A 13,520-nucleotide genomic window follows, 5' to 3' on the forward strand; every position below is an offset into this window, starting at 1 on the left:
AATAGCGCCGTTTATCAGGCGTTGCTCCGACGTGTCGTCAGTCAGTAGCCGATAGCTCGATCAAAGACGTCAGTGAGGGGCATACCGGACACAAAGGCGTTGAAGTTCGCGAGCGTCTTCTCAGTCAATAACCGTCCGCTATCGCCACCGGACCAGGAGATATGTGGCGTTAAGTAAACGTTGGGGTGACGATAAACTGGATCACCCGCGGGTGGCGGCTCGGGATCAAAGACGTCTAGTGTTACTGCCCCAATTCGCCCGGCATCAAGAGCCTCAAGCAATGCAACTTGGTCGATTATGCGACCTCGGGCGACGTTGACGATGTGCAATGTCGGCTTTGCTTTACGGAGAGTCTCGCGATTGATCAGATGAACTGTACTGTCTGTTAGCGGCAAGGCTATTACCAGGTGATCTGCCCCCTCAACCAGAGCTCCAATGTCCGACACCGAAACGACATTTCGGTCGGCATTGTCGCGCGAGCTCCGTCGAAGCACCCTTATGGAGCCACCAAACGGAGCAAGACGCGCTGCGACCGCTTGGCCGATCGATCCGAATCCAGCGATTCCGATTGTTTTCCCCCACAGCGATCCCAAGGACGCCGGCCTCCAATTCTCTGGTGTACGTACTCGAATTTCAATAAGTCGCTTTTCCTGCAGGAGAATGGCCGCGATGACGTACTCCGCTATTGGGATAGCAGCAATTCCGCGTCCCACCGTCACCAGCGGCACGTCAAGAATCCAGCCCGGGAAGAAGTCGAGCGCCGTGGATGCCACTTGCACCCAACGTAATGCGAATGGCCAACCTTGAGGCTTTTGAGCCGGAGCCGTCCGCCAGCCGGCCTGCGGTCGCGTCAAGAGAACGGTTGCGTCGCGTCGGAACTCCCACGGATCGCAGCCGGAGGAATCGTCGATGAGATTGGGGCGAGACCAGTGGTCTTCGAGTGCAGAGTGAACCGCCGATCCGAGCTGGTTGATTACCGTGACACGCGGCGGGCCTTTGATCGTCCCGCCGGAGTTATCTTGAGATTGATCCATGTGATGGTTTTCCCCGTGCGACCCACCGTATCAACGTAAGGTAGCGTACAGGGGCTAGGCGTCCAAGCGCAAAATTACCTTTCTGTCTGCCGTAAGTAGTTGCGGTCTGTGGCGTGTCTTGATCGGCCTCGCACAGCACTAGTAGGAGCCGGCTGAGCTCAAGCGGAACGTCAGAACAGTTGCTCTGCTCCCGGCGGGACGGGCGATGATTTGTGGAGGAGACGTTTCCCGGCATGCGAAAATGTTAGGGGGACTACCAGAAGTGGTGGCTTGTATGTTCCAGCCCAGTAGGTTTAAGAGGAGTATGAAAATACCAAGACGCTGAACGACACTGGTGCTTCAGATGCCAGGAAGAGCATTGACCACGTCCTTCGAACAAAAAACAGAAGTCTGCATAGAAAGCGGACGTCAGGCTGGCCCACGATTTGACTATGCACAGTTGCCGAAATCCGTGGCTACGTTCCTGTTAGGTGAGAGTGATCGTATTCGTCGACAGTACACAAGCTCAATTGTCCAGATCGGAAAGGCGCTGCTTGGTGCGAAGAGGTATCTTTCTCACGGATCATTCATCGTGTGGGTTGAGAGCGAAGTTGGCATGCCGGCTCGTACCGCTCAAGCATACATGCGAGTAGCGCAGTGGGCTGCTGACAAAAGCGCAAGCGTTGCGCGTTTGCCGCCAGTCATACTGTATTTGTTGTCGTCATCGAGCACTCCACTCGAAATCACACGTGCCGCAATTGAACGCGCTGAGGCGGGAGAGACACTAAGCGTGAGCAAGCTGCGTAGTGAACTTAAGAGGTATCGGGCCAGCAATGACGCTCGTTCGAACGGGACCGCGGAACTCCCGATGAGTGAGGTATCAACGCCGGGTACAGACGAGACATTGCGTCCCGGACACGACGTATTAATGGCTTCGATAGAACAGGCGATAGGAATCCTCGCGCGCGAGCTTTCAGACGAGGATTTTGCTCGCGTGAGAAGGGCGTTTACAGATCAGAATTTTATCGGGGAGCCGAATTTTACAACGAAGATCGCTGGCGTCTTTTCCAAAGTACACGAGGGTTGGCGCTTCAATGAACAGGACGTGCCGACAAAAAAGCGAACGATAGATCGGGCCGGGCAGGCGTGCCGGTCGCCGATTTGTGCCGCACGCATGGCGTGAGCGACGCCAGCATTTACAAATGGAAGGCCAAGTTCGGCGGAATGGACGTCTCGGAGTCCAAGCGGCGGAAGACGCTGGAGGACGAGAGCACGCGGCTCAGGCGGCCGCTGCGGCCAAGCGGAAAGCTGTCGCGCATCTCGTGGGCGTTGATGGGATGAGCGAATGGCGGGCGTGTAAAGCCATCGGCTGTTGCGCGCAGCTCGCGTTCGGCCGCATTGTTGGTCATGCACAGGCGACCGTCGTCGATTAAGCGCGTGAACACCTCCCAGCGTTCGAGGCTGTAGTCGATCGCCTTGGCGGTCTCGCTTTTGCCGGATAGCTTGGTACGGCGTTCGCGCAGGAAGTCGTGAAGCTCGTCGACCAGCGGACGGCTGCGCTCGTTACGCACGGCTTCGCGCTCTTGGGCCGACAGATCTTTGATCTCGCGTTCGATCGCAAACAGCGCGTCGATCTCGCAATGGCTTTGATCGCAATCGGCGCCTTCTTAAGCCGCGCAAGCTCGAAGAACTTGCGCCCGTGCATGCGCGCCGCAGCCGACCTTGATGATCGGGCCGGGCTTGCGCGAGGCTTCGTTGAGCCGGTTGAAGCCGGCATTGGCGCCCGCCTGCATCGGCACGGCATAGCCCGGCCAGGTGCGCCTCGGGATGCGCACCGGTGCGGTCGGGCGAGTAGAAGAACATCGCTGCCGGCGGTGCGTGCCCGGCAAAGGGATGATCGTCGCGCACATAGGTCCACACGCGCCCCGTGCGCGTCTTGCCCTTGGCCAGAACCGGCACCGTGGTGGCGTCGGCATTGATGCGCTCGCCTGCAAGCACGTGCGCCTTGATCGCCTGGACCAGGGGCGTCAGGGTCGCAGCTGTCGCGCCGACCCAGTCGGCCAGCGTGGAGACGTCGAGCGCCACGCCCTTATGCCCATAGGTCGTACTCTGCCGGGTGAGCGGAAGGTGGAGCCCGTATTTGGCGAACAGGATGTGCGCCGGCAGACGCGGTCCCGCACGTCAGCGGGAACGGCGCCGGCGGCTGCGTGATCGCCTCGCAGGCGCGGCAGGAGAACTTCTCGCGCACGTGCTGGATCACCTTCCACTGCCGTGGCACGAGTTCCAGCGTCTCGGTAAAGTCCTCGCCGATCTTGCGCAGCCTGTCGCTACCGCAACATGGGCAATTGGCCGGTGCAGGATGCACGATGCGCTCGCGCGGCAAGTGCTCGAGTAGCGGCCGCCGTGCGGGACGCCGGCGCTCGAACGGACGTATGTCGACTCTCTCGGCCTTGGCCCGCTCGACTGCCGTCTGTGCGGCAGCTTCAGCCTCGGCAGCATCTTGCTCGAGATCGGCAAGTTCGAGCTCGAGCTGATCGAGCACCAAAGCGCGCTCCGATGAGGGCCCATACTGCACGTGCTTGAGCTTGGCGATCGTGAACTTCATCTGCTCGATCAGCAGCGCGCAGGCGCGGACCGGGGCTTCGAGATTGCGTGCCTTGGCTTCTGCCGCGAGCTGGGCGGCCGTCGCCTTGGTGAGCTCGGTCTGGCCCGCGAGCACCAGCGCCTTCAGCGTCGCTACATCATCGAGGAACGAATCGGCTGTGATCATCGCAGGAGATGGAATCACAGCTCCGACCGGCGTGCATCAACGCCGTCGCGTTCGAGCGCTAACCAACAGCCTCCGGGCGCCACGTTCGCTGCGGATGCCGCCAGTCGATGCCTTCGCGCAGATAACCGAGCTGCGCCGGCGTGATCGTCACCGCTCCATCCACCGTCTGTGGCCAGATAAAGCGGCCGCGGAACACGAACAGATGGCCACCATGCGGATCGCGCTTCAGCGTCTCCTGAACGAGCAGTGCCAGACCGTCGAAATGCTTGCGCATGTCGGCATGGCCCGTCGCCAGCCAGGCCTGGGTGCCGGAGGGAATTGGAATCGCGATCACGATCCCGCCCGAAGCGCCGAGGCCACTGCCGTCACCGTCGCGACATCCGCCGGGCCGCTGATCCGGGTCCTCGTCTCGGTTCCGATCTCGACTTCTATCAGCCCCTGCGTGCGGGCTGCCGCCGCGTGCGGATCGGCAGCGATCGTCACGGCGGCAAAGCCAGGCAGCGCCTCCTTGCCACGCAGCTGCTGGCGCCAGCGGAACACCTGGCTGGAATGCACCCCAAACGCTCGCGCCACGCTCAGGATCGTCGCACCCGGCTGCAAAGCTGCAGCCACGATCCGCTCCTTGTCAGCCCGCGACCAATGCCGCCGTCGTCGCTCCGACGTGATCACTTCCACTTCCGCTTTGGCAATAGCACTAGCTCCGGGACTAGTCCTATAGCGTCAACAAGCTTCAGCTCCGGCGCAAGGCGGCCGTCACTGGAGGCTTACGTTCCATATGTGGGGGTGGCGGCTTCGAATCGAGCCGGACGTCAAATGGCAGGAGCGAAAGCTGAGCGAGACCAAGGCGGTGTATGAAATGCATCGCGTAAATCACTGCGAGTATGTCGGCCATCAACCGCAGCAGATATGGTCGTGTCGATCGGGCAAAAATATGTAGCGAGTTGGTAGTTAAGAGACCAGCGTAGCTATGATAAGATTGGACCAATTAGCATCGTTACGACGATGTTAGACGGGTGATGCGAAACGTGGGTTTCACGCGCATCGACCGCGTCGCCAAACAGAAGACGAATGGGAGGTGTCAATGCCGACTGAGGTCTGCGTGCGGGATAAGGTCGAGATCCCGATCGGCGGCAAAGCCGTGAGAGCGACGTTTGTCAGCTTTGACAATCTCGGTGATGAAAAAGAGCACGTACTGATCATCTTTGGCCGAGTCGACCCAGAGTCAGTGCCGCTCTTTCGTATTCATTCAGAATGTTTGACCGGAGATGTATTCGCGTCTCTTCGCTGTGACTGCGGTCAACAGTTGGCAGGCACGATAAAGCTTCTGACGCGATACGGCGGCTGCCTCGCCTACTTGCGGCAGGAGGGGCGTGGAATCGGTCTGTATGCAAAACTCAGGGCGTATCTAATGCAGGACGAGGGGCTCGACACATTCGAGGCAAACAGGTTCCTCGGCTACCGTGACGATATGCGTGACTACGCGCCGGCAGCGCAAATGATGAGAGCAATAGGCGTGAAATCGGTGAGGCTTATTACGAACAATCCAGACAAGGTGTGTCAGCTTGAGAATAATGGAGTGCGCGTTGTCGAGCGAGTAGGTACACCCGCGTATATTACGTCGTACAACCGTCGCTACTTAGTCGCGAAGGCAAACAACAAGCATGCGATCGAATTAGGTTGAACAGTAAGGCTAATGATCAGGAGAGCCGAATGATCAAGCACAGCGGACCGATCAGTGGAGTTTCGACATCCCGAGGGCGATATGTAGCGACGGCGGGATATGACAATCAGGTGATACTGTGGGATGCGGGTCCTGGAAGATCGACCGCGAGAGGTGTGCACGACCACCTAGCGAACCAGTGTCAGTTTAATCGTGGAGGTGATCTCCTCGTTAGCGCCAGCAGTGACTACACCGCACGGATTTGGGAAGTGCCGACGATGCGCCTTCGGGCGGTGTGTGGTGACCATCGGGATGATGTCGAGATGGCAATCTTTCTTGATGAAGCGGAAATGGTTGTGACTTGCTCGCGCGACTATAAAATTCGCAGCTTTGGCCTTGATGGAGCTCTTCTTAATGTGTTTGAGGGGCATGAAGCGGATGTCATTTCAGTAGTGTGGGAGCCGAAGACAGGAACGTTGGTGTCGAGTAGCGACGACGGAACGGTGCGTCGCTGGGATCCGCGAACTGGGAGCCTGTTGAATACGGTTGATCTCGACAACGTCGAAACGGACACGGTCGTTATCACGGATCGGGGGGTGATTTTGGCGGGTAACGATGATGGAGAGATCGTGACAGTTTCTCCTTCAGCAGGCCGGGTTCAGGCTCACGAGGCTGGTATCAAGCGCCTCGTCTGGAGTCAGGCGACAGGGTTGTTGGTCAGTATGAGCTATGATCGGCAGGCGGCGTTTTGGAGTGTAGAGGAGGATGGGACGCTGAGAGAACGGAGTCGCAGCCAAATACCGGCAGTCGTGTGGCCACGTAGTTGCGCCTTCCTCGATAGCCGGCGGCTCGTAACGGCGACGTTTGGATCAACCTTTGCTTCATATGATTTGAGATCGCGCGAGTGGGATACTAGCAATGTTGAGGCACCTGCCGGCGTTAACGCTGTTCGCGTCGTAGAAGGCGTGGAATATACAGTCGGTGATGCGGGCGTGGTTATGGCCGACGGAAGGCCCTTGGCGTCGATGGGTAGCCTTTGCAACTTCCTTTTACCGGTTGGTCAGCGGCTCGTCACCGGTGGCCAGCTCGGGCAGCTGTTCGATGCTAAGACGGGGAAGGTCCTCTACCAACATAGATCTCCATTGAATTGCGGCGCCGCCTTCATTCGCAATGGTGAGCCGCACGCCGTGATAGGCACATATACCGGTGAAGGACTGATATTCCGCCTCGGAGCCGAAGGACTCCGTTACCTTGCGACGGTGCAGTTGGACAGCAACGCCATCAAGGGAGTGGCCTGTTCGTCGAGCAAGATATTTGCGGTTTGCGCGACCGCTGACGTCAGCTTTCATTCGATTGAGAACTTCAGCTGCTTGGCCAGAATAACCAGAGCACACAGCCGCATTGCTAACGGTTGCACGGCGCTGGGCGAATCTGGCTTTGCTAGTGTCGGACGGGATCTCAAGCTTCGAATCTGGAGCGGTGGCGAGTCAGTTATCCATGACACGCCCCACAAAAATTCGATCAAGTGCGTATCTGCGTCGAGCGACGGCAGATGGATAGCCACTGGAAGCTACGGTGGGATGGTGGCGATTTTTGATGTGGCGGCTGAAGATTGGTGTCACGTGTCCCGGCCTACCGCTGCTGGCGTGTCGTCCATAGCGGCAGTAGCGGGCAGCGAATTTGCAGCAAGCTCGTACGATGGTGAGATCTATCGTGTGAGTGTCTGACACGGAACGGCGTCCGGCGCGACGCATCGTCGAGCATCGAGAGTATTGCAAATGAATATCGACCCAGCAGCACCAATAGCTAGGAGGGCCAAGTAGATGTCAAGCTTTGTAGTCATGTCGTTGTCCGCCAGCGAGGTCTCCTGCAGCCGGCAGTGCGGGCCGATCATCGTGAGCCGATTGAGAGAGCGAAAGTGCGAGGTCATCGAAGTCGATATCCGTTCATTGCCAGCCGTATGGGCGGATAATCGTCAACTTGACCGATATCCGTCAGAATACGAGAGGCTGCGCGTGCAGATATCGACATCGGACGGCATTGTAATTCTGTTGCCGATCTACTGCTTCGGACCGAGCGGCAGCGCAAAGGCGGTGGTTGAGATAACGTCTGCAGCATTCGCCGGTAAGCCGGTTGCCTTCGTAGTCGGGCAGGGATCGCCGCGTAGCCATCTGGCTGTGCGCGATTTGATGACGAGCCTTACGTTCGATGCGCACGCAATTTGCTTTCCGAGAACCGTCGACGTGTTGCCGGACGATGTCTCTTCTGACGGCGAAATAAAGTCGGAGGCGGGTCTGCGGCTTGAGCAGATGATCGGAGAGTTCGTCGTCTTCGCTGCCACGGCAAAACTCTTTCGGGAAGTCGTATCGGATGTCTCAGGTGGAAACGATCTACATACGCCACGCGTAAACCACTTGAACATTATGACGCGACATCTACCGAACGCTATTAAGTTCTACTCGGAGACCCTGGGAGCGCGGCATTTGTATAATTTGGGCCCCCGAAAGGCAGTCACAGATCTCGCTGGTTTTGAGTTTTTCATCGAGGAGGTGGAACAAGTTCTATACCCTCCATCGTTTCACTTTGGTGTTAGAACCACTGCCCAGGGTGTGCGAGAGCTTGAGGCGCGGCTTGCGCTTCTTGGAGTGAAATTCGTCAAGGGGAACGGGCCGGCGCCTGGAGCTCACGCCGGAGAAGATGGCGTCAGATGGGCGCTCTACTTCGAGGACCCTGACGGGCTTATGATCGAGGTGTACTCACCTGAATTGGCGGCGATCGAGCACGGCAGATCGTTTGCTGCTAGCCAACTACGATCGGCTTAGACATGTCAGAGGAATCAGATCGCACAGCGCTCAGCAGGGTGGATTGCGCAAGGCTGCTGGTCGACGAGGATGTCGCTACAGCATTGCTCGATATGGATGTGCGCTACGTCGCCGGGCGGGCTCTTATCGTCATCGAAAACCAGTTTTTCGATCTTGGGACATGCATCGCTGGGCAATGTACCGTGGCCTCATACGGTAGTCTGGACTATCGGCGGCGTGCGCTGGTGCGGCTGCGCTATGAGCCATCGACCGAGTCGTCTGGTATTGTTCGTCGCAAAATGGGCGCATCAGGTATGGCGCCCACTCTGCCACTCCCGAACCGAACCAGCGCGGCAGATGTTGTCCTGCCGGTACGATTCGGCAAGGGGACGTATGTTCCATTTGAAGCCTCCGCAGCGATGCGGAATGTCTCGATCGATGCCTTTGAAAACGCCGGTACGATCCTCACTCTGTCGCACTGGCCCTCTGCGAATACTCCTGAGCGGTATCGCGCGGATTTATCGGCAGACAGTGTCTTCCGTTATCTGGACGCGGGCGAGCCTATGCCATGCGATTGCTTCACCAGCGATCATTTCGATGTTGATGGGCTCGTTGGGATCATTGCAGCGCTCAGTCCGGAGTGGGCGCAGAGGAATCGAGGCCAATTACTCAGCATCGCTCAGTACGGTGACTTCAACCGTGGGCACGATCCGCTCACGAGGCGCATGAGTCTCACGATCAATGCGCTTGTTGCTGATCGACAGGAGCGGGCGGCGGAACTGCAGCAGCCGGTCGACAAGACAAATGTCGAACTATTCGGTGAATTCCTGACCGAGCTTCCGAGCATCGTCGGTGGCGTTGGCGGCTACGAGGCGGCTTGGGGACCGGAGGAAGAGGTCTTCTCGAGGACCGAGCGTCTCTTCAATGAAGGGAAGATCAGCATCATCGTTGTCCCGGAGGTGGATCTTACCATATTCGAATTAGTTGAAGTCGAAGCCGTGCCTACAGCAGAGACGAACCTCAGATACTCTGGTCTGTCCAGTATCTCCTTCCACAATCGTTGCGAGTCAGGAACGCTGCTGCTGGTTGGAGGGGAACGGTACGAAGTGCGCCAACGGTATGAGACCTGGGTTGCGAAGAGATCAGCTATTCCGCGGCCAAGGCGCGACCTTGCGCTTTTGGCCGAAGCGCTCAACGAGCTGGAGAGGTCAACACGTGGCTGGATATACGATGGCGTACAGCAGATTACGCCGGCTATGCGATGGTCTGCGACTGAACGGAGCTCGCTTGAGCAGCCGTACGTTGTGCGAACCCTGATTGACTTCTTACGCGTCGCGCCGCCGGCGTGGCTTCCGCTGATCGAGGGACGACGTGTGGTGATCTAAGTGCAGGGGCGCCCGATGCCCAGGATCGTGTGGCGTTTCTAACTCAAGTTCAGTGATGCTGGCTTGCCGAGATCGCGAGTCCGCTGCCGCCCAGGGGTTCCCATGAATAACATCACTTGCATTGAGGATCTAAGACAGTTGCACCGTCGGCGAGTGCCAACCGCCTTCTTCGAGTATGCGGATCGGGGCTCCTACGCGGAGGAGACCCTTCGCGCGAATCGCGATGATCTTCAACGTATTAAGTTTCGCCAGCGTGTTTTAGTCGACACGTCTAGCAGACAGCTGAGTACGGAAATTTTGGGGGAAAAGGCGAGCTTACCGCTGATACTAGCCCCCGTAGGTGCAACAGGGATGCAGTATCGGGATGGTGAGGTTCTTGCCTGCCGTGCCGCTCAAGAGGCCGGAATTCCATTTACCTTATCGACCATGTCAATATGTTCAATCGAGGCCGTAGCTGAGAATGTCCAGGGTCCGTTCTGGTTTCAAATGTACATGATGCGAGACCGTGGCTTCTGCAAGTCGTTAGTTGATCGAGCGCTCGCGGCGAGATGTTCGGCGCTTGTTCTGACTGTTGATTGCCAACTCATGGGACAGCGGCACGCTGACATTAGAAATGGAATGGCGGTACCGCTGCGGCTCAACCTGCGAATGATTGCTGACGTAATGTCGAGGCCTGCCTGGTTGGCAGGTGTCCTGCGTGGAAAGAGCCGAAATTTCGGTAATCTTGTCGGCCACCTACCTGGCGCGCGTGAATCTATGTCGATACCAGGCTGGCTAAGCGCTCAGTTCGATACGTCGTTGACGTGGAAAGACGTCGAGTGGCTTCGTTCTATATGGCCGGGAAAGCTAGTGCTTAAGGGTATTCAAGATGTCGAGGATGCCCGTGCAGCAGTAAATGCCGGGGTCGATGCCTTGGTCGTGTCCAATCATGGGGGGCGTCAGCTTGACGGGGCGCCGTCGTCAATTTCAGTGCTGCCCTATATCGCTGACGCGGTTGCGTCGGAGATCGAGATTGTTTTCGACGGTGGTATTCGATCCGGCCAGGACTTGATGCGGGCGCTCGCGCGAGGAGCGAGTTCATGCATGATAGGGCGATCGTATATATACGGTCTTGGCGCGGGTGGTCAGCGTGGCGTAGCGAAGGCGATCGACATTATTAAGAAGGAGCTCAGTACGACTATGGGCCTTTGTGGCATAACCGCCGTGGGGCAGATTGGGTCGCAAGTCGTGGCACGGTCGGACGAGGGCGCGATAGAGCAAGTGGAAATGAGAGTGCCGCGGTCGCTACGGCGATAGTAAAGGCAGGAAGCATGACGCTGTCATATTCGATATGTCAACGACAGGATACCCTATGAGGTGAGCTGTGTCGGGATAGCGTATTCGCGTTGTAGATATGCGACGACATGATAGTGGGTCATCAGGCTGCCAAGCCTCGATTAGGTGTAGTCGAAATGAAGATTAAAGAGGCGTTCTCCGCGATAGCGGAAGAAATCAATGCTATGCCGACCCGGGCCGCGATGGGCTTGCCGGAGCAATACTTAGCGCCAGAGGTTGAGCAACTCACTCACGTCGGGGCGGAGATTTATGGAGCATCTCCGTCGGAACTCATTTCAATCATCGAGACGTGCGAAGCCTCTCTTGAAATGCGACTCGCTGCCGGGCTTTTTCTGGGACTTCTAGGAGATCCCAGAATCAGGGGCGCCGATCCTGAGATGATCGATATTGCCGGGGGTGAGGTGCGTATTGGCCTTCCGCTTAAATTAGTCAGCGTCGTCGCCGATCGCTACAAGGAGCGTGGTGTTAAACAAGAATGGATTGCGAAGGAAGCACCTCGGCACGTCGTCCGACTGGATCCGTATCGGATTGGAAAATACTTAGTCACAAACATTGAATTCGCGACCTTTCTGCGAGAGACGGGGTATCCGGAGGTGCCGACCTCTTGGGCATTTGGCCGCTTTAATCCAGCGCTTTCAAATCATCCCGTTTACTCGGTGAGCGATACAGCGGCAATGGCGTACGCCGAGTGGCTTTCACGTACTACGAGGCGTAGTTTTCGTCTGCCGCGGGAATCCGAATGGGAATACGCGGCAGCCGGTCCAGACGGTCGTGCGTTCCCTTGGGGAGAATTCGCTGAAGATTGCGCGAACACTCTCGAGAGCGGATTGCTTATGACCACACCCGTCGGCTGTTTTCCAAAAGGTTCTTCGTTCTTTGGGGGGCTGGATATGGCGGGCAATGTTGAGGAATGGACATCGGACTTCTACGCAGCATATCCGGGCGGCACAACGATCGGAGACGATCTTGCGACCCTGGCCGCAGCTAGAAACTACCGGGTCTGTCGTGGTGGAGCCTTTACAAGGTTTCAGGATCTCGCGAGGTGCCAGCGACGCCATGGACCAGTAGGGCTGCCTCTTTATCCCATCTCGTTTCGACTGGCGGAGGACATCTAGAATGGACAGCAAGCAATTGGGGACTAGTGATCTCTTCCGTATGGTCGATCAATTTCATGACTCAGCGCTGTTGCATTTTGCACATTCCGTCGGGTTGTTTGAGCTAACAAGCCAACCGCATCATGCTGATGTGTTGGCCGCAAGCATGGGGTGGGTACCCCGTAAAGCCGTGATCTTTCTCAATGCACTCGTGGCAAACGGACTGTTATCGAAGGACGATATGGGGCGTTATCACAATTCGTTAGTGGCGGACCAAAGCCTCGTGAGGTCGCGCGATGGATATATGGGAGGTGTAGTCGAGCATCAGCGCAGGCAATGGAGCACTTGGACACGGATCGGTGAGACGCTTTCGTCAACAGACGTGCTGCCATGGCACCAGGAACACAAGCTCAATGGTGACGAAGCGGCGAACGAAGCGTTCCATCAAGCAATGCGCAATCTAGCGGTCGCCAACCTGCCGTCGTTTCTCTCCTTGCCGTTTCCGTTAGGGACGAAGCATGTGATCGATATGGCTGGGAGTCATGGAACTTATCTCGCGGCGCTTGCCCGAGCAGAACCAGAAGTAACGGGCGAGGTGTGGGACTATCCCGGCGCAGAACGGATTGCAAAGGAGACGTTCCGTGAGTTTGGCTGTTCGGAACGGTGTGCGTTCCGGGCAAAGGATATAACGCTGCCCGCTAGCTTTGCTGGTGTATTGGCCGACGTCGTACTCCTGAACGATTGTCTCCACTATTTCGAGCCTGCGACGGTCCGCGACTTGATTTATCGAGCAGTCGAGGTCCTCAGGTCCGGAGGGCTACTCGTGGTCGCAACTCAGCTTCTAAATACCGACGGGATCTCGCCTGCGGCTGCAGCTGGGTTTTCGATGCATATGATGCTGAACACCACACACGGTGGGCTGCATCCGACCCCGTGGATTGAGGAATTGCTTGCCAGCGCGGGACTCTCGGTTATTCAGCGGCCACTTGATCCTACAGGACGCTATGTCGTCGTAGTCGGTCGAAAGGGTGATGCAAGAGGGCTGTCTCCGGAGTGGAAGGAGACGCGACTTGAAGCGCAAACGCCTTAGCTTACTAAGCTCGCATTGGTGGAAGAGCACACCGCGCGATATGTGAACCTCTGGATCAGATATCGCCGGGCTGAATGCCTATCCGCCGAGTGTCATAGGGCGACGCCATCCAAACACGCCGCAATCGACCCATATGTAGGCAAACGTATGCGGCTAAGTTGCTGGTTCGTCGGTGTGTTTTAGCGGTCGCAGGCTTTTCAGGAAAGGGCGCGTATGATGTTGGGGAGGGATATTAGTTGCCCGAAAGTGATGATAGGTCTGAAAAACGTGGTGTAGGCCACAGTTGGATTCGTAGGGCCGAGCAAGGACGATATTATTAAGGGCCGATCTGGGGTGAAGCAAACATTTGGGAGCGTGACCGTGCCCCTCGGG

11 protein-coding genes and 2 pseudogenes are annotated in these 13,520 nt (G+C 57.4%); 9 read left to right on the plus strand and 4 right to left on the minus strand.

The features are described from left to right. Nucleotides 1-41: 41 nt before the first annotated feature. The gene (locus QW845_RS28680; RefSeq protein ID WP_315804863.1) at nt 42-1,034 is read right to left on the minus strand and encodes an NAD(P)-dependent oxidoreductase; all 993 of its coding nucleotides are present in this window, start codon (nt 1,032-1,034) and stop codon (nt 42-44) included. Nucleotides 1,035-1,377: 343 nt separating this feature from the next. Here QW845_RS28680 and QW845_RS28685 point away from each other — a divergent pair, with 343 nt between their 5' ends. Continuing rightward, a complete protein-coding gene (locus QW845_RS28685; RefSeq protein ID WP_315804864.1) occupies nt 1,378-2,196 on the plus strand; it encodes a DUF3102 domain-containing protein in 819 nt (272 codons plus the stop codon). Continuing rightward, nucleotides 2,154-2,389 (plus strand): annotated as a pseudogene (locus QW845_RS28690) (transposase); the annotation flags it as partial. The gene QW845_RS28685 and the pseudogene QW845_RS28690, both read left to right, overlap by 43 nt. Here the strand turns inward: QW845_RS28690 and tnpC are convergent. The 3 genes and pseudogenes from tnpC to tnpA form a co-directional block, all read right to left on the minus strand. Continuing rightward, nucleotides 2,375-3,801, minus strand: a pseudogene (tnpC, locus tag QW845_RS34205) (IS66 family transposase); the annotation flags it as partial. The pseudogenes QW845_RS28690 and tnpC sit on opposite strands and share 15 nt — an antisense overlap. Nucleotides 3,802-3,841: 40 nt before the next feature. Beyond that, on the minus strand, nt 3,842-4,117 hold the full coding sequence (gene tnpB / locus QW845_RS28710; protein ID WP_409997979.1) for an IS66 family insertion sequence element accessory protein TnpB: 276 nt from the start codon (nt 4,115-4,117) through the stop codon (nt 3,842-3,844). Further along, nucleotides 4,114-4,458, minus strand: coding sequence for an IS66-like element accessory protein TnpA (tnpA, locus tag QW845_RS28715; protein WP_315804866.1), 345 nt, complete (start codon nt 4,456-4,458; stop codon nt 4,114-4,116). Before tnpA ends, tnpB begins: the two co-directional genes overlap by 4 nt. A gap of 406 nt (nt 4,459-4,864) precedes the next feature. On the opposite strand from tnpA, the gene ribA reads away from it, so the two are divergent. From ribA to QW845_RS28750, 7 genes are all read left to right on the plus strand, one after another. Then, the gene (gene ribA / locus QW845_RS28720; RefSeq protein ID WP_315804867.1) at nt 4,865-5,464 is read left to right on the plus strand and encodes a GTP cyclohydrolase II RibA; all 600 of its coding nucleotides are present in this window, start codon (nt 4,865-4,867) and stop codon (nt 5,462-5,464) included. A 29-nt stretch (nt 5,465-5,493) separates the two neighbouring features. Next, a complete protein-coding gene (locus QW845_RS28725; RefSeq protein WP_315804868.1) occupies nt 5,494-7,170 on the plus strand; it encodes a WD40 repeat domain-containing protein in 1,677 nt (558 codons plus the stop codon). Between the two features lie 96 nt (nt 7,171-7,266). Further along, entirely contained in the window at nt 7,267-8,265 is a 999-nt protein-coding gene (locus tag QW845_RS28730; protein WP_315804869.1) for an NAD(P)H-dependent oxidoreductase, read from the plus strand. A 2-nt stretch (nt 8,266-8,267) separates the two neighbouring features. Then, nucleotides 8,268-9,629, plus strand: coding sequence for a DUF6687 family protein (locus QW845_RS28735; protein ID WP_315804870.1), 1,362 nt, complete (start codon nt 8,268-8,270; stop codon nt 9,627-9,629). Nucleotides 9,630-9,731: 102 nt separating this feature from the next. Further along, nucleotides 9,732-10,925, plus strand: coding sequence for an alpha-hydroxy acid oxidase (locus QW845_RS28740; RefSeq protein WP_315804871.1), 1,194 nt, complete (start codon nt 9,732-9,734; stop codon nt 10,923-10,925). A gap of 155 nt (nt 10,926-11,080) precedes the next feature. Beyond that, entirely contained in the window at nt 11,081-12,079 is a 999-nt protein-coding gene (locus QW845_RS28745; RefSeq protein ID WP_315804872.1) for a formylglycine-generating enzyme family protein, read from the plus strand. A 1-nt stretch (nt 12,080) separates the two neighbouring features. Then, nucleotides 12,081-13,148 (plus strand): methyltransferase, encoded by a 1,068-nt coding sequence (locus QW845_RS28750; protein ID WP_315804873.1) that lies wholly within the window; start codon nt 12,081-12,083, stop codon nt 13,146-13,148. Nucleotides 13,149-13,520: the final 372 nt, after the last annotated feature.

The organism is Bradyrhizobium sp. SZCCHNS3002 (assembly GCF_032377435.1).
GTDB lineage: Bacteria > Pseudomonadota > Alphaproteobacteria > Rhizobiales > Xanthobacteraceae > Bradyrhizobium.